Source organism: Staphylococcus sp. EG-SA-18, from assembly GCF_017151825.1.
Lineage (GTDB): Bacteria > Bacillota > Bacilli > Staphylococcales > Staphylococcaceae > Staphylococcus > Staphylococcus aureus.
Genome location: NZ_JACYVY010000022.1, coordinates 1 through 22,022, shown reverse-complemented (window position 1 = coordinate 22,022; position 22,022 = coordinate 1). Strand labels below are relative to the sequence as shown.

Below are 22,022 nucleotides of genomic sequence, written 5' to 3'. Positions count from 1 at the left end.
TAATCATCCATCAAATCATATCAACCAAATTCCATTATCAATCGCTATTGATTGTCATTCAACTTTCTAATAGTGATATGCTTCTCAGGCTTAAAAATCGTCATATCTTTTCTATTAATTAAATCATCTGTGAGCTTTAATGCTACTAATTCATTGCTGCCATAATACTTAATATATAACGTTCTTGTAGTTAAATTTATTACGGTCTGATACATCGTATAGTGATTGTCAGCATCATGCGGACGTACAATTCCAATCGGTATATTTACCGCATCTAATAAATAAAATGCATTCATTAAATCCATTTCTTTATCATTGTTTTGAGCAATGTTTGCTTTCATAAATGCCATTCTCACAAAGCGCTCAGTTGAAGTAAATCCACCTGGCAATCCAAATGTACCTGCTTCATTGCCTAAAGGTTCAATCGTTACACCTTCCAATAACTTTGCTGTTGCTGGATAAGGAGAAATATTGATATATTGTCTTAAATTACTATAATGCCAATCTAAGTCTGGATGATTTGTTAAGACACCAATAGGGTTATCTTTTATAACCACTTCACCCTCTTTAAATGAAACTTCGACTGAATGTCCAGTTGCATCGGAAACATGATAATGCAATGGCGGAACTTCACCGATGTCATTTAAATATACCGCTACAACATGTATTTGGGATGCTTGTTGTTTCATATCTTCAATGCTTGTTGTATATCCCAAAATCCATGTCACAATTTCATTTTGCGTAATATTCATCGCGCCCGCTTTGTGTGTTGATCCATATGAACTATAACCTCGGAAATATTGTGTTGAAATGGCAACGCCATGTTCATTAACACCATCACCATAAATAAAACCTTCCATATCTGTTCCTGTACCAATAAAGCCATATTGCGTTTGGCCTGTCGTGCCAGTGCGAGATGTCCAACGATAATTTCTAGGCGTCACTGCTGGCGAACCATCTAATGGATAATCATAATCCATCGTGCGTCCAAGAAGTACTTGATTATTTAAAGTTTGTATTGTGAATCCTGTGCACATTGTTCTCACTCCTCTGTACCTTCATTTACTTTAATCACTTTCAAATAAAGCTGTTTCACTTAAACATACTATAAAAATTCAATCATACAAGCAATTAATTGATATTCATTCTCAATAACTGTGGTATGATATGTAAGGAAATCATGACTAATGTGTGAGTGAACGATCATCTATACATCCGTTCACTTCATCTCATGACTTTCTATATTTAATTTTTACAAGGAGTGACATCTGTGAATAACACACAATCTTCACCACGCAGTAATATTATTATTGCGATTATGTTGTCTGCATTAACATATTGGTTGTTTGCACAATCATTTATTAATATAGGACCTCTCGTTGGTCAAACGTATCAAACCTCTCCTGCCGTGTTAAATTTATCTATTAGTTTAACTTCCTTCGCCACAGGTATCTTCATGGTGGCTGCAGGTGATATTGCTGATAAAATAGGACAACTGAGAATGACATACATGGGTCTCATAATCAGTATGTTTGCATCTCTTCTATTAATTATATCGGACATCACTGCACTGCTCATCATCGGTAGAATTTTACAAGGTCTATCAGCAGCTATCTTGTTACCTTCAACAGTTGGCGTTTTAAATAATCAATTTAAAGGAGAACATTTAAGACGAGCGATTAGTTATCTAATGATTAGTACTGTTGGGGGCATCGGCCTAGCTGGTGTTATCGGCGGTTTAATTGCCACAAATTTCGGATGGCAAACGAATTTCATCATTAGTATAGTCATTGCTTTCATTGCCATATTACTTCTAAAAGGCACACCTGAAAAAGTAAGTCAACATAGCCATCGTCATCCATTCGATTACAAAGGTATGTCGATTTTCGCTGTTATGATTGGTAGCTTTACATTATTGTTAACACAAGGATTCGAACAAGGTTGGTTTAGTACATTTTCATTCATTTGTCTGAGCATTTTTATCATCACTACGTTGATATTCATCATCATCGAACGTCGACATGAAGTACCTTTTATTGATTTCTCAGTATTACGCAACCGTCCGTTCATTGGTGCATTTTTAAATAACTTTGTTTTAAATAGTGGCCTAGGCGTAACAGTGGTCTTTTTCATATATGCTCAAACACACCTTGGTTTATCAGCTGCGCAATCTGGACTTGTTACATTGCCATATGCCATTGTGGCAGTTGCGATGATTCGTTTAGGTGAAAAAGCAACATTACGTTTCGGTGGCAAATTGATGCTCATCATTGGTCCGTTGTTCCCTGTCATCGGCATCACTATTATTAGCATGACTCAATTATCGGCATCACAATATGTCATTGCAGTTATCATTGGTTTCGTCATTTGTGCAATTGGAAATGGTTTAGTCGCAACACCCGGCCTTACAATTGCAATTTTCAGTATGCCAAATGAAAAAGTTGGTTTAGCTACAGGATTATATAAAATGAGTGGTACATTAGGTGGCGCCTTTGGTATAGCACTAAGTACTACAGTTTTCAGTATGTTACAACTAAACTATGCACCAAGTGTAGCTGCAACCGTAACATTTATCGTCAGCATTGTATTGATGATCCTTGGCTCATTGTCTGCATACATGATCATTCCAAAAACGGTTAAATCTTAAATATAATAGAAGCATCATGTTTCGAAATATCTGTATCACTTTAAAATGATATACAAGAAATTCAAGAAAAATAAGCGAAGAACGTTTTTCTCTGTTCTTCGCTTACTCTAATTATATTCACTATCAATTAGACAAAATGGCCATTTTCAAATATCACGCGTTGTTTCTGACCTTGAATATATTTATTATAATTCTCTTTTTGAAAATCAGTTAACATTAATTTAGATGTACCGTATTTTAACACTTTTTGCATTGTTTCTATTCTCATTTTTCTAAATAACCATCCATCTTTTAACACAATACGATTAACAGCATCATATGATAATTCTACTGTTTCTTTAATTTCAAATGTCTTGAATGAAATAATCGTGCACATTAAAAACGTATCACCAAAGTAATAAACATCTAAATCATCACGTTTATGTTGTCCAACTAACAAACGACCATATTCGAACTCTTTTTCTGGATATTTCAATTCTAAAAAACTAATAATCTCTTCTTCTTTTAATTTGAATTGCATTTAAAAACATCCTCTCTTATGTTTTAACAAGCCTTAATTAAAAATTTTTTCAATCACATAGTTCAATATACATCATTTCGTTATGTTTTTTAATACTTTTTTCAAAAACAAATATTTTATTATTTAAAATAATCACTTTTGTATTTTTCATCACAATAAACATTTTAAAATTCTTGTTATCATAATCATTAAAAGTTATTTAACCTTAATAATATATTCTCTCGCCTCAACCTTAATCGCATACTATAGGCGTCTGTTTGTAGACAATAAAAGTCATTCACGTCTTCATATGTCATCAAATGTTTATCATGATATGATGAATATAATAATCGGGTATATAACTGTATGATTAATTACACAATAAAGAGAAGGAATATAATATGAAAAAAGTGTCAATTAAAGATGTTGCTAGAGAAGCTGGTGTATCAGTTACAACTGTGTCACATATTTTAAATCATAATGATAGTCGTTTTTCCGCAACAACGATAAAAAACGTACATGCTGTTTCAGAACGTTTAGGCTATGCCCCTAATAAACATGCAAAACAATTGCGCGGCAGTAAAATTCAAACTATTGGCGTCATTTTGCCTAGCTTAACAAATCCGTTTTTCTCAGCACTGATGCAAAGTATTCATGACCATAAACCATCTGATGTTGATTTATGCTTTTTAACATCTACAGCAACTGATTTGTATGACAATATTAAACATTTAATTGATCGAGGTATTGACGGATTAATTATCGCACAATACATTTCATCCCCGGACGCCCTAAATAATTATCTAAAGAAACATCATGTACCTTATGTCGTACTGGATCAAAATGACCATCAAGGCTATACAGATTTTGTTCGGACAAATGAATATCAAGGCGGACAACTTGCAGCACAACATTTAATAGAACTCGGTCACAACAATATGATGATTGTTGCACCATATGACATGATGGCGAATATGTCGACTCGTGTCGCTGGATTTGTTGATACTTTGCGCGCGAATCAATTGCCAGAACCACAAATCGTCCATACTGAATTATCTAAGCGCGGTGGGCTAACCATTGTTGATGACATCATGGTTCAATCTGCCACTGCAATCTTCGCTATTAACGATGAACTCGCTATTGGCATTTTACGAGGACTAATTGAACATGGCATCAGTATTCCGAAAGATATCTCATTAATAGGTTATGACGACATTGATTATGCAGCGTACGTCTCGCCACCTTTAACTACTGTGGCACAACCTATAACTGATATTGGCAAAACATCTTTAACCTTATTACTTCAACGATTACAGCACTTAGATAAATCCATTGATATGATTGAATTACCAACGACTTTAAAAATTCGTGCAACAACTGGCTATCATCTTTCAAACTAACTACGTATCTTCCGAAATATACTCATCATTGTTATGCCCTTAGCGTTGCTTTAATGCTGAGGGTTTTTAATCATAATTATTTCACTAAGAAATTAAAATAATAATGTATGAATTTTTAAATATGATTTAAACGTTTTCATTTTTTATGAAAACGCATGCATTTTACAAATAAAAATGGTACGATGGCACTGGTAAAACGTTTTACTAAAAACAAATCGTGAGGTGTATAACATGAGCATTGTTGCATTACTTATCGGGTTAGGCCCCTTAATTGGCTGGGGCTTCTTCCCAACAGTCGCTTCAAAGTTTGGTGGTAAACCTGTACATCAAATTATCGGTGCTACTGTAGGTACGTTAATCTTCGCTATTATATTAGCCGTAGTCACATCAAGTGGCTTCCCTACTGGAACCAATTTGCTATTCGCCTTATTATCAGGTGCAGGATGGGGATTCGGACAAATCATTACATTTAAAGCGTTCGAATTAGTCGGCTCATCTCGTGCCATGCCAGTCACAACAGCATTCCAATTATTAGGCGCATCTTTATGGGGTGTCTTTGCATTAGGAAATTGGCCAGGCATTGGTCATAAAATCATTGGATTTACAGCTTTAGTCGTTATTCTAATTGGAGCGCGTATGACAGTTTGGAGTGAACGCAAAGAAGCAAGTAACGCCAAAAATTTACGTCGTGCAGTGGTACTTCTGTTAATTGGTGAATTTGGATACTGGTTATATTCAGCTGCACCGCAAGCAACTTCTATTGATGGCCTAACTGCCTTTTTACCTCAAGCAATGGGTATGGTAATTGTTGCAGTCATTTATGGCTTTATGAATATGAAAGCAGAGAATCCATTCCGTAATAAAATTACGTGGTTACAAATTATTTCAGGTTTCTTCTTTGCATTTGGTGCTTTAACATATCTTATTTCAGCACAACCTAATATGAATGGTTTAGCAACTGGATTTATTCTTTCTCAAACATCCGTTGTGCTTGCTACATTAACTGGTATTTATTTCTTAAAACAACATAAAACGTCAAAAGAAATGGTTATTACAATCATCGGCTTAGTACTCATTTTAGTAGCCGCTTCTGTTACAGTATTTATAAAATAAGGAGTGTAGATGTCATGAAAAAATCAGCTGTTTTAAATGAACATATTTCAAAAGCAATCGCGACAATTGGTCATTTTGATTTATTAACGATTAATGACGCTGGCATGCCAATTCCAAATGATCATCGTCGTATCGACCTAGCTGTAACTAAAAACTTACCACGCTTTATTGATGTCTTAGCTACAGTGTTAGAAGAAATGGAAATCCAAAAAATATACTTAGCAGAAGAAATAAAAGAACATAACCCTACACAATTGCAACAAATTAAACAATTGATTTCATCGGAAATCGAAATCATTTTCATTCCTCACGAAGAAATGAAAAGTAACTTAGCTCACCCATTAAATAAAGGTAATATTCGTACTGGTGAAACAACGCCCTACTCTAATATTGCATTAGAATCGAATGTTACTTTTTAAAAGTTATAACTTGAAAGGAGCATACACATGACCAACAAAGTTGTTATTTTAGGTTCAACGAATGTCGATCAATTTTTAACAGTTGAAAGATATGCACAACCAGGCGAAACATTACATGTTGAAGAAGCACAAAAAGCATTCGGCGGAGGTAAAGGTGCCAACCAGGCTATTGCCACTGCACGTATGCAAGCAGACACAACATTTATTACTAAAATTGGCACTGATGGCGTTGCTGATTTCATCTTAGAAGATTTTAAAGCGGCTCATATTGATACATCATATATTATCAAATCAACTGAAGCAAAAACAGGCCAAGCCTTTATCACTGTGAATGCAGAAGGACAAAACACCATCTATGTTTATGGTGGTGCGAATATGACGATGACACCTGAAGATGTTATTAACGCAAAAGACGCTATAATCAATGCAGACTTTGTCGTTGCACAATTAGAAGTACCCATCCCGGCTATTATATCTGCATTTGAAATTGCCAAGGCACATGGTGTGACGACAGTATTAAATCCTGCACCAGCGAAAGCATTACCTAATGAATTATTATCATTAATCGATATTATTGTGCCAAACGAAACAGAAGCCGAATTGTTATCTGGGATTAAAGTAACTAATGAACAATCTATGAAAGACAATGCCAATTACTTTTTATCTTTAGGCATTAAGACTGTTTTGATTACGCTAGGTAAGCAAGGTACATATTTTGCTACTAAAAATCAAAGCCAACACATCGAAGCTTATAAAGTAAATGCGATTGATACAACTGCTGCAGGCGACACATTTATTGGTGCATTTGTCAGTCGCTTAAACAAGTCGCAAGATAACTTAGCAGATGCTATTGATTTTGGTAATAAAGCGAGCTCACTCACTGTACAAAAACACGGCGCGCAAGCATCTATTCCTCTACTAGAAGAAGTAAATCAAGTTTAAATGAAGCAAACACAGCTATGATATGAAGGTTTAGCATATAACATGCAACATTCGTATATCATGGCTGTGCTTTTTTATCTTTATAAAACATCATCTATTAGAAATAATTTTCCACTAAACCTATGCTTGTTGACTCATGTTTAGTTATAAATGAAGTGACAATTTTTTGTAATCTTTTTAACTTCCAAATTATTGCATATAAATATGCTATATTAATGATAATAATTATCAATTAAAAGGAGGTTATGCTATGTCTAAAGAAGCTGGTCATACATTTTTAGCTAAATTAGGAAAAACTCGTCTACGCCCCGGTGGTAAAGAAGCAACAGATTGGTTAATACAACAAGGGGCATTTTCACAAGATAAACAAGTGTTAGAAGTGGCATGTAATATGTGCACAACATCTATTTATCTAGCTCATACATATGGCTGTCACATTCAAGGCGTTGATATAAATAAGAAAGCATTAGAAAAAGCACAGGAAAATATTTCAGCAGCAGGTCTTGAATCATATATTCAAGTTCAACAAGCGAATGCTGTTAAATTGCCCTTTGATGACAATCAATTCGATATCGTTTTAAATGAAGCAATGTTAACAATGTTACCCATCACCATAAAGGAAAAAGCATTACGCGAGTACTACCGAGTCTTAAAGCCTGGGGGTATCTTGTTAACACATGATATTGTCATCGTTAATGAATCACATGCCACACATGTAGTTAAATCATTATCTGCAGCAATTAATGTCAATGTCTCACCGCAGACGAAACTTGGCTGGTTAGATTTATATAATCAAGCTGGTTTTAATCATGTGCATTATCATACTGGTCCAATGAGTTTAATGACACCAAAAGGTTTAATTTATGACGAAGGTATTGTTGGAACTATAAAGATTATCAACAATGCTTTAAAAAAAGAAAATCGACCAATGTTTTGTAAAATGTTTAAAACGATGACTAAATTGCGTAAAGATATGAATTATATTACTTTTGTCGCTAAAAAAGAGGACTAAATATAATGCCACTAACCGTACTTTGTATCTATGTTTGACTGCTACTTTAATTTCTTTGTGACACTAATCATCTACTTAACAATATCGTTATCGTTGATTAGTAAGTCATCAATTTTGGTTAAAGACTTTCATAAACACTCAAACATTAACACTATACATACTTAGTTAGTGGCATTATTTTTTTAAAAATTTTAACATCACGGGATTGGAACAGAAATGATATTTTCGCAAAATTTATTCCTGTCCTTCCCCAACTTGCACATTATTGTAAGCTGACTTTCCGCCAGCTTCTATGTTGGGGCCCCGCCAACTTGCACATTATTGTATGCTGACTTTCCGCCAGCTTCTATGTTGGGGCCCGCCAATATAACACTGTAGGTCCTACTATATTAATTTATGTCTCGGGCTCTAACCCTAAAATACTTATAATATACCTTTATAATTTATCTCCATTTGATGCTATCACTTGTTGATACCAATAGAACGAATCTTTTTTCAAGCGTTCCATCGTGCCATGACCATCATTATCTCGATCAACATATATTAAACCATAGCGTTTCTTCATTTCACCGGTTGTAAATGAAACAATATCAATGATTCCCCACGGTGTATAACCGATTAAATCTACACCATCTTGATCAACTGCTTCTATCGCTGCTGTAATATGTGCTTTTAAATATTCAATGCGATAATCATCATGAATATGTCCATCTACCACTTCATCAACTGCACCAAAACCATTTTCCACAATAAAAAGTGGTAACTGATAACGATCATATAACACATTCAATGTATATCTTAAGCCATCTGGATCAATCGCCCAACCCCAATCACTCGTTGCGATATGCGGATTCTCCACAGAATGATTCAAACCACCGTTGACGATGTTGTTTTCAACTGTAGTATCAACATCATGTTTTACAGCCGTAGACATGTAATAACTAAAGCCAATATAATCAACCGTGCCCTGCTGTAAAATACTGTCGTCCCCTTCTTGCCATCCAACATCATATCCTTTTCGTGCCAACATTTTTTTAGCATAGCTTGGATAATAACCTCTCACTTGGACATCCGGGAAAAAGAAACGTAAGCGATTCGCAATTTGTGCTTCCATCATATCTTTCGGATGACACGAATATGGATAAATGGGTACATGTGAAATCATTGTTCCAATCTTAAACTTCGGATTAATCTCTTTACCAAGACGAACTGCTAAAGCACTGGCTAAAAGTTCATGATGTGCTACTTGATACAAGACTTCTTCAGGATTATCATTTTCTGTCAATGCTACCCCAGAATTCGTCCATAAAAAGATAGGATTTGATGTGTCCATCTGATTATTAATTTCATTAAACGTCATCCAATATGTCACTTTATCTTTATATCTTTCAAATACAACACGCGCAAAATGCACAAAATAATCGACAACTTCTCTATTTCTAAATCCACCATAATGTTTCGCTAAATGAAGTGGCATCTCAAAATGTGATAACGTCACAACAGGTTCAATATCTTGTGCAATTAATTCATCAAAGATACGATCATAAAAGGCGAGTCCTTCTTCGTTTGGCACATCTTCATCCCCATTCGGAAAGATACGTGTCCACGCAATCGACGTACGTAAACATTTCAATCCCATTTCATTAAACAAGGCAATATCTTCCTTATAACGATGATAAAAATCAATACCTTCATGATTTGGATAATAGTGATTTTGATCTATAGACTTTGTAATCTGACGTGCTTTGCCATGTGCACCACTCGTCATAACATCAATTACACTTAACCCTTTACCCCCTTTATCATATCCACCTTCAAATTGATTTGCGGCAAGAGCGCCACCCCACATAAAATTTCGCGGTAATTTGGTCATTATTACAACACACTCCTAGTTTTTAAATATTTTAAAAATAACATCTTCAGTCGTAATGATTTCATTCATTGTCAGTTCTACTTTTCCTAAATCGGCAGAGTTGCTAATAACGACAATAACGTCAGCATTGTAGCCTTGTTGTTGTATATATTGCTGGTCGAATTGTAACAACGTTTGCCCTGCTTCAACACGATCATTTTGCTTTACAAAGCACTTGAACCCTTTACCTTCCAAGTCAACTGTATTCACGCCAATATGAATGACTATGTCCACACCGTCTTCTGATTGAATACGAACTGCATGCTTAGTTGGTACAATCATAGATATTAAACCATTGAACGGTGCGATTACTTTGGATTCTTCATGAGCTTTGATTGCCAAGCCTTCGCCTACCATTTTCTCTCTAAAAATTGAATCTCTTACTTCTTTAAGTAAAATACGACGACCAGCGATTGGTGCTTTCACTAAAATTGGTGTTGTTACTTTTACTTGAGGTATATAACTTGTATCTTGGCTATTAATATTGTCAGTATTCTCACTCTCTTCGACATTAGCATTCTTAATTAATCGCTGTAATTGCTGATACACTTCATCGACATTTCCATTTAATTTTATGACTAACTGCGCATCATTTTCTGCTACAGATGTCACATCAACTATTTGTTTCACTTCATTTGCTGTAGAAGGAATTGTATGTTGCATATGAATTGTAATGCACTTCGTGTCATACGTTGCATCAACAATGTTTTCGACACCACCTACAGCTGTAAGAATGTCTTGGGCTTGTTCTTTATATTTATTGCTCATAAATATTACCCCCTCAACTTGATAGTAGAATGAAAATGTATTTACTTACCTCCAATTATAATTGTACCGGTTCAATTTGTAAACGCCGATACAATTATAATATTTTGTGCTATAATAATTACAGACAAAGTGAAACGAGGACAGAATATTGTTAAAGTATGAACATATTGCTAAGCAACTTAATGCGTTTATACATCAATCTAAATTCAAACCCGGTGATAAATTGCCAAGCGTGACGCAATTAAAAGAACGTTATCAAGTAAGTAAGAGTACTATCATTAAAGCATTAGGCTTATTGGAACAAGATGGTTTGATCTATCAAGCACAAGGCAGTGGTATTTATGTGAGAAATATTGCAGATGCCAATCGTATCAACGTCTTTAAGACTAATGGTTTCTCTAAAAGTTTAGGTGAACATCGAATGACAAGTAAGGTACTTGTTTTTAAGGAGATGGCAACGCCACCTAAATCTGTACAAGATGAACTCCAATTAAATGCAGATGATACCGTCTACTATTTAGAGCGATTAAGATTCGTGGACGATGATGTTTTATGTATCGAATATTCTTATTATCATAAAGAAATCGTGAAATATTTAAATGATGATATTGCTAAGGGCTCTATCTTCGATTATTTAGAATCAAACATGAAACTTCGTATTGGTTTTTCAGATATTTTCTTTAATGTAGATAAACTCACTTCAAGTGAAGCTTCATTACTACAATTGTCTACAGGTGAACCATGTTTACGTTACCACCAGACTTTTTATACAATGACTGGCAAACCCTTTGATTCGTCTGACATCGTATTTCATTATCGTCATGCACAGTTTTATATTCCTAGTAAAAAGTAATAAATACATAAAAACGTCTATATCCCAGTTATAAACTGGAGTATAGACGTTTTTTTACGATAATAACAATGGCTCAAATTGCTATTATCTTGCTTAGGTTTTTCGTTTTAGAAGAATATTGCTACAAAGACAGGCACAACTGCTACAACAACTACACCAACTAACACTAAAGCTATACTTGCCATTGATTCTTCTACAGGTCCTAATTCTTTGGCTGGTGCTACACCTAATGTGTGACCACTTGTTCCAAGTGCTAATCCTCGGGCAATAGGGTTAGTAATTCGGAAAAGCTTCAAGAATTTATTACCTAGGGCATAAATAATGACACCATTTAAAATAACTGCTAATGATGTTAATTCTTTTATACCACCGATACCAGCTGATACTGGTAACGCAATCGCTGTAGTTGCTGCTTGAGGTAACATTGATAAAATAACATCATTGGCAAATTGTGCTAACTTCGCAAAAGTTAAAATAATTAATAACGCTACAACTGTACCGATACCAATACCTCCGATGATACGATGCCAATGTTTAACAAGCACTTCACGCTTTTTATATAACGGAATCGCAAAACAGATTGTTGCCGGTTCTAAGAAGAAGTAAATAATGTCTCCACCTATTTTGTAAGTCTTATACGGAATGCCTGTTAAATAGAGGAAGGCCACACCAAATACCATACTGACAAATAGCGGTGCGAATAAGAAGAAACGATTAGTTTTTTCAAATAATATGGTCGCTAAGAAAAATGGTATAACGGATAACAGTATTCCGAAGTAAGGTGTATTTAGTGCTAAGTGGTTAATCATGAGCTTGTGCCTCCTCTATTTTGATCTTTTTTGTGACTTTGTCACCTTTAGATCTCGAAGTAACTTTCATAATAATTTGTGTGACATAGCCAGTACAAATAAGTAATAGTATTGTTGAGACGATTATTAGTCCAATGATTAAAAATGGTGCTTGGCTAATGACACCTAAAGAGTTAACAACTGAGATACCGGCTGGTACGAAGAGTAAGCCAATGTTATTTGTTAGTGTCGTTCCTACTTTTTCGACTTCGCCTAACTTAACAGCACCAGTACATAATAATACAAATAATAATACTAAACCGATTACTGATCCAGGCATAGGAATTGGCATAAATGATTCAATTATTTTCGATACAAAGAGTACTAAAGCAATTACAATGACTTGGTGAAAAAAGTGTGCTGGTTTTGATGCGTCTTTTTGTTGTTTCACGACCATTGCCTCCTACGTTTGATTTAACTAAAGTATAGATGGCTCACTTCGATTTGCGTAAATTTTAGTCCGAAATACAAAATATCATAGGTAAAATGCATAAAAAAAAGGATTACTGTTAAAGTAACCCTATCGACGCTTTAAAATCTTTCATAAATGAACGTCCAACTTGCATCTTGACACCATTTGTCAATATTACCATATAAGTGTAGTTAAACCATTGTTGCACTTCTTTAATGTGTTTCGTATTAATAATATATGAACGATGAATACGTATGAAATAAGCGGGATTCAATCGTTTTTCATAACGATTCAATGGCTCTGTTGTTTCGTATTTATGATTCGTTGTATGTATGGTTGTAATACCATTATGTGTGCCAATCCCAATAATATTTTGTTGCTTTAACATGTGAATTTTATCGTCTATTTCAACAGGTAAACTTTGATCAAAATTCGCCGACATATCATTCGCAATTGCACTTGCGCTATTATCATCTTTGGCTTTAGTCGCACGCACTTTATTGACTGCTTGTTCAATACGTTTTTGACCAAACGGTTTCAAAATATAGTCTGTCGCATTTAATTCAAATGCCTGTACTGCGTATTGGTCATGTGCAGTTGCAAAAATAATCGCAGGTGGCTCTTTCATCTTTTGAATCTTAGCTCCTAATTCGATCCCATTTTCATCCATTAAATTGACATCTAAAAATATAATGTCATATTGATTGATCAGTAGTGCTTCCAATGTTTCTTTTACATTTTCTGCCTCATTAATTTCTTCAAAACCACCAATTTCATTTAATAAATATGTTAATTCATTACGTGCTAATGGCTCATCATCTATGATTAATGCTTTCATATTTATTCCTCCTCTTGTCTTTCATAAGGAAGTACACACCAAAAAGTGGTACCGCTCGATGTCGATTCAAATTGTAATGCTGCGGATTTTCCAAATAATCCTTTTAGGCGTAAGTTTAAATTTTCTAAAGCACTACCAGTTCCAGACTCTGATTCTACAGATGTTTCTCCCAACAAATGCATTTTATCTTTAGAAATACCCTGACCATTATCTTGTACAATAATACGTACATGTGTTGCAGTTTCTTTAATCACTGACACGTCAATATCGTTACCTTGCTTTCGATTCGTAAACGCATGTTTGATGGCATTTTCAACTAAAATTTGAATTAAAAATGGTGGTACAAGCACATCGCGATATTTGTCTTCAACATTAATATTGATATTAAATCTTCCTGGATAACGTGCTTGTTCGAGTGATAAGTATGCACGCACTTGACTTAACTCTTTATCTAAAGTAATCGTATGTTGCTTAGAGCCTTGTAAATTCGCTCTGAAAAAATAACTCAATTCTAATAGTAACTCTCGTGCCTTTTCGCTATTTATTCTAACTAAAGCTGAAATCGTGTTAATTGAATTGAAGAAAAAATGTGGACTCACTTGTGCCTGTAATGACTTAATCTCAGCATCTTTCAATAACTTACTTTGCGTTTCGGCTTCACCAAGTTCAATTTGGCTACTAAAAATATTTGCCAATCCTTCTGCAAGTTGACGTTCCACAAAAGTTAAATCATTAGGGTTTGTAAAATACATCTTCAATGTACCGACGATAGAACCATGCATCTCAAGTGGTATCACGATAGCTGCTCTAAGCGGGCAATTCGGATGACTACAACCAATCTCTTCTTTAGTATGAACTTCTTTCAACTTTCCTGATTTCAATACATCTTTAGACAGACTTGTTAATATTTCATTTGTTGGTATGTGATGATCACTACCTGCACCTACATGCGATAAGATTTCATTTTTGCTTGTAATTGCTACGGCAGATACTTTCATTAAATTTTTAATAATCATCGCAATTTGCTGTGCCGATTCTCTATTCAATCCTTCTTTAAAATACGGCAATGTCTGGTTCATCAATTGCAGTACATCATGTGTTTGAACAGCCTTCATTTGCTCCTCTTGCTTTAATGTTGAAATGATAATAGACATAAAAATCGCCGTACCGACGCTATTAACAATAATCATTGGTAGTGCAATTAATGATATGAGGTCAACCGCATATGCTTTGTCGTGGGAAAATGTTAAAATGCTCAACATTTGAATCATTTCCATAACAATTCCAATCATGGCACTTTTCGCAATACTCGGGTAACGCTTGCGTCTTTGAGCTTGTAAGCCAAAATAACCAGCAATTATACCGATAAATATAGATGAGATAAGATAAACTTGTGCATCCGCCCCACCCATATACACTCTGAAAATACCTGAAATAACGCCAACAAATAGACCTACAAAAGGGCCACCAACTAATCCTGCGACACCTATCGTTAATACACGTGTGTTAGCTAAAGATACATCATCATCTAAACGGAAGTACACACTTCCTGACAAACTATGTTGATGATCGATGACGATACCAGTTAAATTAGACATTAAGGCAAACAAACTGAAAATAATACATAATTGCCAACGTGCTTTCCATGTACGTCGACGATTCATTAAGTTTTTAAAATATGGAATATTCATCAACACATAGGCCAAAATAATAATTAAACCTACACGCTCAAGTAATAACATTGTTAGCGATAGCACGATAGCACCTCAGTAAATTATAATTATGTTTATTTTATCATAATAGTGCATGTAAAATTCATGAATAAATTATTAAAAAACACGCTACTATTTAATTATCTATACCATTAATTTTTCATATCAATTTTTATGCTAAGTTGACCATTTTTCTTTTCAAATAATGCTGTTCATATCACTAAATTTCTGTTAAGTATAGCGAAAAACTGCTGACATTACTTTGCCAACAGTTTCTAATCGCGTTATTTATGATACTTTTTTAAATAAAACATGATTCTCTAAATGAACATGCTCATGTGTTAACACTTCAAGTGCTTTTAATCTCTGATAAACGAGTCGCCACGTACCACATGCCTCTATCGGTGGTTCATAGCTAGATGTTAAATCGCTCATTTTCACTAACAATTGTCCCGTTGCAATGTGATCAGATACTAAATCATCAATCACTGTATTAATATCGTCTACTACTTCACCTTGTTCATATTTAATTAGTTTTGGAAAATCAACATCATCTTCTTTTTGCATATGCTCTAACATGCCATTTTTAAATGTATCATATGTTTCTTTTAACTCGACTAAATATGGATGGTTAGGTCCATGTACTTTCGATAATTTCGTCACATAAGGTGTTAAATTTTTAAATTCTTCTCTAAGAGGTTCATGATATGCTGCTTGAATATATTGAATAAGTGACGAAACATTTAAAAATTTAGGGTTAAGCGAACCTGGTGTATTCGTTTGTTCAACGTCATTGAGACGCTGTAATAATTCGTTCAAATCTACATTTTTCTTTTCTAAGGATGCTGCTTCTATACTTACTTGTCCACCGCAACAAAAGTCTATACCTACGCTTCTAAAAATATCTGCTGCTTTCGGATAATCTGTTACTACATCTGCTACTATGTCATTTTTATTTATCATTATAGACGACCTCCTCATTTTCAGTGTATACAATTTAATGTATATGAAAATGAAAATCAGGGAAATGTCATAATCATTTCATAAATAGTAAAATAAAACCCTCAAATCATGTTAGTTCACATAGATTTGAGGGCATTTATTATTTATTTTAGCGAGTAAGTCATATGTGCAGTGTTTAACTTAACAATATTTTTGAAGTCTCGCTTCTTAATATCTTTACTAAGTAAGATTTCCACTTCGTTTTCTGACGTTTGGCTTAACATTCCCATAATCATGTCGTCTTTTAGCACGACACTAGCCATACCTTCTTCAAATACATAACCACGATCCAGACCAGTTAAAATGATTTTGTTTTTACCTTTTAACTTCAATGAGATTGAATCCGTTAATGTAATAGCTGTAAAGTATAACGAAATGTTATTAAAGTCTTTTGTGAAATACGGTGTTAATCTATAAAAATCATTATTCAAATGAATTAATGCACTTGTTTCTGCAGTATATGCATATTTATTACGTTGATTACCAACACGCACTTCAAATACTTCCGTACCTATTTGGACTTCTAAGAAAACATCCCAAATTTTTTCTTTAGGTAAATACGCTTTAATATCTTCTAACATAATGTTAAAACGATATTGTTTATTCGCATTGACACTTAAAGGTACATACATTGTGTGCTTCTTGTTTCGTGAATGTAATTTAAGTCTGACATCATAATGTCCTTCGCCAATCATAAATTCATTTAACGTTAGCTCTGTAACAATTTTATGATTATCAAATTTAAATGCTGTCATTTTCACTTTTGGCTTAGCGATATCAATGCCTTCAAAGTATGGTTCGCCTTCATTGAATTGAATGTTTAATTTACCATCTACAATATCAAAACGGTAGTATTGACCTTGACGGTAACTTTCTTCTACAGTTCTATAGTTGTCTATATCTTTCGCTCTCGCGTAGTGCAACAATGGTCGTAATTTACTCATCACCAATGCATCTACACGTTCTGGAACTGCTTGTATAAAGTCTCCTAGAGCATTAATCCATTGCGGTTGATCTTCTAGTTTAACTTTAAGTGAGAAGCCATTCGTACGAGAAAAACTAAAATGACGATTTAAAAATTCTGCTAAGATTTGATCTTTATGAGCTTCTTCTAAATCTGCATTTAATATTTCTACAGCAATCAATCTCATGACTTCGTAAAAGTCTTCAGGTGAAACATACGCACTACTCATATGTTCACCTTCACGCTTTGTAGCATAATAATACGCTTTATCACTTAACACACTGATTCGATTTGCATTCAAATATGCTTTCATTGTAAATAATTGATCTTCTGCACTCTTTAATTCTTCTGGAAAATAAATGTCATTATCTTTTAGTAATGTTGTTCTATAGATTTTAGTCGGGCTTAAAGTATAGATAATTCTTGAATTTAACAAAGTAACTTCAGGTGCTGTTTCTTTAAACATAGATTGTGGTACACCACGACCATTAACACCTTTCATTTTAATCAATAAGACATCGGAGTGATGTTCATCAATAAATGCTGCTGCATCTTTTAAAGTCTCTTTGTTTATATAGTCATCGGAGTCCACAAATAATACAAATTCACCTTCTGCTTGTTTTAACGCCACATTTCTAGGTTTACCTGGACCACCAGAATTTGTTTCGAGTTGACTTACTTTCAAGTTCAATTTATTGCGATACTTTTCAACTATTTGTAACGTTTGATCTGTTGAACAGTCATCAACTACAACCACTTCAAATTCAGTTTTCGGAAAATCTTGTTTCGCAAGGCTATTAAGTAATTCTGTTATATACTTTTCTGAATTGTATGTTGGAACTATTACTGAAAATTTCATCATTATACCTCTCCCACTTTGACTACTATATAAACTTAGCTACCAAATAAATTTCTGACTAAACGCTCACTTGATCGGCCATCTTGATATTTAAAATGTTTATCTAAGAATGGAATGACTTTTTCTCCTTCATAATCTTCATTGTCCAAGGCGTCCATTAATGCGTCAAATGATTGCACAATTTTACCTGGAACAAATGATTCATATGGTTCATAAAAATCACGCGTCGTAATATAATCTTCTAAATCAAATGCATAGAAAATCATTGGCTTTTTAAATACTGCATATTCATATATTAAAGATGAATAGTCACTAATTAATAAATCTGTTATGAACAGTATATCATTAACTTCTCTAAAGTCAGAAACGTCAACAAAATATTGTTTATGTTTGTCTGCAATATTAAGTCTATTTTTCACAAATGGATGCATTTTAAATAATACAACCGCGTTATTTTTTTCGCAATATCTTGCTAAACGTTCAAAATCAATTTTGAAAAATGGGTAATGTGCTGTACCATGACCACTACCTCTAAATGTTGGTGCGAAAAGAATGACTTTCTTACCTTTAATAATTGGTAATTCATCTTCCATCTCTTGTTTGATCTGTGTCGCATAAGCTTCATCAAATAGTACATCAGTACGTGGAACACCTGTAGGCACTACATTTTTCTCTTTAATACCAAATGCTTCAGCGTAGAATGGAATATCGGTTTCAGATGATACATAAGCTTTTGTATAGCTACGATGATTTAATGAATCAATAAATGGTCCACCCTTTTTACCAGTACGACTAAAGCCAACTGTTTTAAAGGCACCAACGGCATGCCATACTTGAATAACTTCTTGAGAACGTCTAAAACGCACTGTATAAATCAATGGGTGAAAGTCATCAACAAAGATGTAGTCTGCCTTCCCAAGTAAATATGGCAATCTAAACTTGTCGATGATGCCACGTCTATCTGTAATATTCGCTTTAAAAACAGTGTGAATATCATACTTTTTATCTAAATTTTGACGTAACATTTCGTTATAGATGTATTCAAAGTTTCCAGACATCGTTGGTCTAGAGTCTGATGTAAACAACACCGTATTCCCTTTTTTCAAGTGGAAAAATTTCGTCGTATTAAATATCGCTTTAAAAATAAATTGTCTTGTATTAAATGATTGTTTGCGGAAATACTTACGTAATTCTTTATATTTACGAACGATATAAATACTTTTAACTTCCGGAGTCGTTACAACAACATCAAGGACAAATTCATTAACATCGCTAGAAATTTCAGGTGTAACAGTATAAACCGTTTTCTTCGAAATGCCGCCTTTTCTAAATTCTTTTAGGTAAGTCTGCAATAAGAAATTGATTTTACCATTTTGTGTTTCTAATTCGTTGTATTCTTCTTCTTGTTCTGGCTTTAGATTTTGATATGCATCATTAATCACATCTGGGTTTAACTGTGCAATATAATCAAGTTCTTGCTCATTCACTAATAAGTACTTATCTTCAGGTAAGTAATAACCATTATCTAAGATAGCTACATTGAAACGACAAACGAATTGATTCCCATCTATTTTGACATCATTCGCCTTCATTGTACGTGTCTCAGTTAAATTTCTTAATACAAAATTACTATCTTCTAAATCTAGGTTTTCACTATGTCCTTCAACGAATAACTGAACACGTTCCCAATAGATTTTATCTATATATATCTTACTTTTAACCAACGTTAATTCATCCTTTTCTATTTACATAATCCATTTTAATACTGTTTTACCCCAAGATGTAGACAGGTCTGCTTCAAAAGCTTCTGTAAGATCATTAATTGTTGCAATTTCAAATTCTTGACCTTTTAACAACGCTAATTTATCTACAATATCTGGGTATTGAATGTATAAGTCTACAACATCTTGGAAATCTTTTGAACCACTTCGACTACTACCAATCAACGTTAGTCCTTTTTCCAATACTAGACGTGTATTAACTTCTACTGGGAACTCACTTACACCTAACAGTGCAATGCTTCCTTCTGGTGAAATGTAATCGATCATTTGATTTATGGCTGATTGACTACCGCGACCACCCACACACTCAAATGCATGATCAAATGTTAAGCCTTCAGGTATTTTATTAATAAAGAAGACATCATCAACAAATGAGAAGTGACTCAATTTATAATCTGTTTTACCAAAGACATATATTTTAGACTCTGGATATAATTTACGTAATAAAATGGCTGTAATGTAACCTAAGTTACCATCACCCCAAATACCAAATGTATTTTTATTTGAAATAGATTTCTTTTCAAAACGACGAATAGCATGCAAACTTACTGTTACAAGCTCTGTATATGAAATAATACTTAAATCAATATCATCAGGTAGTGGTACAGCTCTATCATGATTTAGCAACACAAAATCTTGCATAAACCCATCATGTCCACTTGATCTGAAGTAGCTCGATTTTAAATAGTTTTCAGCAATGACATCGTCTTTTTCTGTCGGCGTATTCGGTACCATAACTACTTTTGTACCTTTATTAAACACACCTTTACTGTCAAATACGACCTCACCAACACCTTCATGAATTAAAGACATTGGCAATTTCTGAGATAAGACATTCTCATCACGGCTACCAGTATAATATCTTTGATCGGCAGCACAAATTGACATATATAAAGGACGTACAATGACATAGTCACTGTAAATATCTACGTTGTTATACGTAACTTCAAATTGTCTAGGTGCAACTAATTGATATACTTGATTAATCATCGGCAATACCACCTCGAATAATAGCATTCGCTACTTTTAAATCGTAAGGTGTTGTTACTTTAATGTTATATAACTCACCTTTTACAAGTCGAACCGGTTTGTTTGTTTCTACAATAATCTTACAAGCATCAGATAAAATACTCTTTTGCTCATCACTCAACTGTGCATAGCTTTCTTTTAATAAATTAATATTAAACGATTGAGGTGTTTGACCTTGGTACATTTCATTACGCACTGGAATTGCATCAATCGTTTGATTATCTTTAGATGTAACAATCGTATCTATAGCATCAATCACTGTATCTACTGCACCGTACTCTAAAGCAGCTTGAATATTTTCTTTAATAATACGATGCGTTAAAAATGGTCTAACTGCATCATGTGTCACAATGACATCGTCATCGTTAATACCATTTGTTGATTCAATATGTTTAACGATATTCATAATTGTATCGTTACGATCGCTACCACCTTGAATGACTTCAATTCTTTCATCAGAAATTTTGAATTTTCTAAGTGTATCTTTCGTATGCGTCATCCATTGTTGTGGCGTCGCGATAATAATTTTTTCAAAATCATTAATTAAAATAAATTTTTCTAATGTATGGATTAAAATCGGTTTGTTGTCTAAATCTAAAAATTGTTTAGGTAAAGGTACGTTACCCATTCTTGAGCCTATACCTCCAGCTAGAATACCAGCGTATTTCATAAAATACTTCCTCCATTCAACTATATCTATATTTAATTATTTAAATTTCGTTGCATTTTTCAATTGAAAACTCATTTTAAAATCAAAACTCTAAATGTCTGTGTATTACTTAAAATTATACATATTTTGCTTATATTTTAGCATATTTTGTTTAAACCTATATTACATTATATCAGACGTTTTCATACACAAATAATAACATACAAGCAAACATTTGATAAAGTCCGTATAATTGTGTAAAAGTAAAAAGGCCATATAACAGTCCTTTTACGGTACAATGTTTTTAACGACAAAAACATACCCAGGAGGACTTTTACATGACCCAAGTACATTTTACACTGA

At 33.8% G+C, this 22,022-nt stretch carries 21 protein-coding genes and 1 pseudogene; 7 read left to right on the top strand and 15 right to left on the bottom strand.

Annotated elements, in window-relative coordinates:
* Nucleotides 1-44: 44 nt before the first annotated feature.
* Nucleotides 45-1,037 carry a choloylglycine hydrolase family protein gene (locus tag IDG66_RS06600; protein ID WP_000337383.1) on the bottom strand — a complete coding sequence of 331 codons (993 nt, stop codon included), beginning with the start codon at nt 1,035-1,037 and terminating at the stop codon, nt 45-47.
* A 233-nt stretch (nt 1,038-1,270) separates the two neighbouring features.
* Here IDG66_RS06600 and IDG66_RS06595 point away from each other — a divergent pair, with 233 nt between their 5' ends.
* Nucleotides 1,271-2,647, top strand: coding sequence for an MFS transporter (locus IDG66_RS06595; RefSeq protein WP_001066553.1), 1,377 nt, complete (start codon nt 1,271-1,273; stop codon nt 2,645-2,647).
* A 127-nt stretch (nt 2,648-2,774) separates the two neighbouring features.
* On the opposite strand, the gene IDG66_RS06590 is transcribed toward IDG66_RS06595, so the two are convergent.
* Together IDG66_RS06590 and IDG66_RS06585 are read right to left on the bottom strand one after the other, a co-directional pair.
* Nucleotides 2,775-3,167 carry a hypothetical protein gene (locus tag IDG66_RS06590; RefSeq protein ID WP_001159765.1) on the bottom strand — a complete coding sequence of 131 codons (393 nt, stop codon included), beginning with the start codon at nt 3,165-3,167 and terminating at the stop codon, nt 2,775-2,777.
* 49 nt (nt 3,168-3,216) lie between these two features.
* Nucleotides 3,217-3,397, bottom strand: a pseudogene (locus IDG66_RS06585) (NADH-quinone oxidoreductase subunit L).
* A gap of 150 nt (nt 3,398-3,547) precedes the next feature.
* On the opposite strand from IDG66_RS06585, the gene rbsR reads away from it, so the two are divergent.
* The 4 genes from rbsR to rbsK all read left to right on the top strand — a co-directional run bounded on the left by rbsR (nt 3,548) and on the right by rbsK (nt 7,020).
* Nucleotides 3,548-4,546, top strand: a complete 999-nt coding sequence (rbsR, locus tag IDG66_RS06580) for a ribose utilization transcriptional repressor RbsR (RefSeq protein ID WP_000757884.1) — start codon at nt 3,548-3,550, stop codon at nt 4,544-4,546.
* Nucleotides 4,547-4,777: 231 nt separating this feature from the next.
* Nucleotides 4,778-5,659 carry a ribose/proton symporter RbsU gene (gene rbsU, locus IDG66_RS06575; RefSeq protein WP_000029204.1) on the top strand — a complete coding sequence of 294 codons (882 nt, stop codon included), beginning with the start codon at nt 4,778-4,780 and terminating at the stop codon, nt 5,657-5,659.
* A 14-nt stretch (nt 5,660-5,673) separates the two neighbouring features.
* On the top strand, nt 5,674-6,078 hold the full coding sequence (gene rbsD / locus IDG66_RS06570) for a D-ribose pyranase (RefSeq protein ID WP_000747873.1): 405 nt from the start codon (nt 5,674-5,676) through the stop codon (nt 6,076-6,078).
* 27 nt (nt 6,079-6,105) lie between these two features.
* The gene (gene rbsK / locus IDG66_RS06565) at nt 6,106-7,020 is read left to right on the top strand and encodes a ribokinase (protein WP_000182738.1); all 915 of its coding nucleotides are present in this window, start codon (nt 6,106-6,108) and stop codon (nt 7,018-7,020) included.
* 97 nt (nt 7,021-7,117) lie between these two features.
* Here the strand turns inward: rbsK and IDG66_RS06560 are convergent, their stop codons facing one another.
* Nucleotides 7,118-7,252: a hypothetical protein gene (locus tag IDG66_RS06560; protein ID WP_001789860.1), complete on the bottom strand. Its 135-nt coding sequence runs from the start codon at nt 7,250-7,252 to the stop codon at nt 7,118-7,120.
* An 18-nt stretch (nt 7,253-7,270) separates the two neighbouring features.
* Here IDG66_RS06560 and IDG66_RS06555 point away from each other — a divergent pair, with 18 nt between their 5' ends.
* Nucleotides 7,271-8,032: a class I SAM-dependent methyltransferase gene (locus tag IDG66_RS06555; protein WP_000031274.1), complete on the top strand. Its 762-nt coding sequence runs from the start codon at nt 7,271-7,273 to the stop codon at nt 8,030-8,032.
* A 436-nt stretch (nt 8,033-8,468) separates the two neighbouring features.
* On the opposite strand, the gene IDG66_RS06550 is transcribed toward IDG66_RS06555, so the two are convergent.
* The gene (locus IDG66_RS06550; RefSeq protein WP_000164010.1) at nt 8,469-9,905 is read right to left on the bottom strand and encodes a 6-phospho-beta-glucosidase; all 1,437 of its coding nucleotides are present in this window, start codon (nt 9,903-9,905) and stop codon (nt 8,469-8,471) included.
* A gap of 15 nt (nt 9,906-9,920) precedes the next feature.
* Nucleotides 9,921-10,712, bottom strand: coding sequence for a glucose PTS transporter subunit IIA (locus IDG66_RS06545; RefSeq protein WP_000066930.1), 792 nt, complete (start codon nt 10,710-10,712; stop codon nt 9,921-9,923).
* Nucleotides 10,713-10,860: 148 nt separating this feature from the next.
* Between IDG66_RS06545 and IDG66_RS06540 the strand changes: the two genes are divergently transcribed.
* A complete protein-coding gene (locus IDG66_RS06540; RefSeq protein ID WP_000922317.1) occupies nt 10,861-11,565 on the top strand; it encodes a GntR family transcriptional regulator in 705 nt (234 codons plus the stop codon).
* 107 nt (nt 11,566-11,672) lie between these two features.
* Here the strand turns inward: IDG66_RS06540 and lrgB are convergent, their stop codons facing one another.
* The 9 genes from lrgB to IDG66_RS06495 all read right to left on the bottom strand — a co-directional run bounded on the left by lrgB (nt 11,673) and on the right by IDG66_RS06495 (nt 21,680).
* Nucleotides 11,673-12,374 carry an antiholin-like protein LrgB gene (gene lrgB / locus IDG66_RS06535; RefSeq protein WP_000607067.1) on the bottom strand — a complete coding sequence of 234 codons (702 nt, stop codon included), beginning with the start codon at nt 12,372-12,374 and terminating at the stop codon, nt 11,673-11,675.
* Nucleotides 12,367-12,810: an antiholin-like murein hydrolase modulator LrgA gene (lrgA, locus tag IDG66_RS06530; protein ID WP_001793213.1), complete on the bottom strand. Its 444-nt coding sequence runs from the start codon at nt 12,808-12,810 to the stop codon at nt 12,367-12,369. The genes lrgB and lrgA overlap by 8 nt, the downstream gene beginning before the upstream one ends.
* A 112-nt stretch (nt 12,811-12,922) precedes the next feature.
* The gene (locus IDG66_RS06525; protein WP_000645456.1) at nt 12,923-13,663 is read right to left on the bottom strand and encodes a response regulator transcription factor LytR; all 741 of its coding nucleotides are present in this window, start codon (nt 13,661-13,663) and stop codon (nt 12,923-12,925) included.
* A gap of 2 nt (nt 13,664-13,665) precedes the next feature.
* Nucleotides 13,666-15,420 (bottom strand): sensor histidine kinase, encoded by a 1,755-nt coding sequence (locus tag IDG66_RS06520; RefSeq protein ID WP_000950281.1) that lies wholly within the window; start codon nt 15,418-15,420, stop codon nt 13,666-13,668.
* 243 nt (nt 15,421-15,663) lie between these two features.
* Complete coding sequence (gene scdA, locus IDG66_RS06515; RefSeq protein ID WP_000608831.1) at nt 15,664-16,338, bottom strand: iron-sulfur cluster repair di-iron protein ScdA; 675 nt, start codon at nt 16,336-16,338, stop codon at nt 15,664-15,666.
* Nucleotides 16,339-16,481: 143 nt separating this feature from the next.
* Nucleotides 16,482-18,203, bottom strand: coding sequence for a poly(ribitol-phosphate) beta-N-acetylglucosaminyltransferase (gene tarS, locus IDG66_RS06510; protein ID WP_000975365.1), 1,722 nt, complete (start codon nt 18,201-18,203; stop codon nt 16,482-16,484).
* 32 nt (nt 18,204-18,235) lie between these two features.
* Nucleotides 18,236-19,924, bottom strand: a complete 1,689-nt coding sequence (gene tarL / locus IDG66_RS06505) for a teichoic acid ribitol-phosphate polymerase TarL (protein WP_000240920.1) — start codon at nt 19,922-19,924, stop codon at nt 18,236-18,238.
* Between the two features lie 21 nt (nt 19,925-19,945).
* On the bottom strand, nt 19,946-20,971 hold the full coding sequence (locus IDG66_RS06500; protein WP_000610203.1) for a ribitol-5-phosphate dehydrogenase: 1,026 nt from the start codon (nt 20,969-20,971) through the stop codon (nt 19,946-19,948).
* On the bottom strand, nt 20,964-21,680 hold the full coding sequence (locus tag IDG66_RS06495) for a D-ribitol-5-phosphate cytidylyltransferase (protein WP_000872486.1): 717 nt from the start codon (nt 21,678-21,680) through the stop codon (nt 20,964-20,966). Before IDG66_RS06495 ends, IDG66_RS06500 begins: the two co-directional genes overlap by 8 nt.
* Between the last annotated feature and the right edge of the window lie 342 nt (nt 21,681-22,022).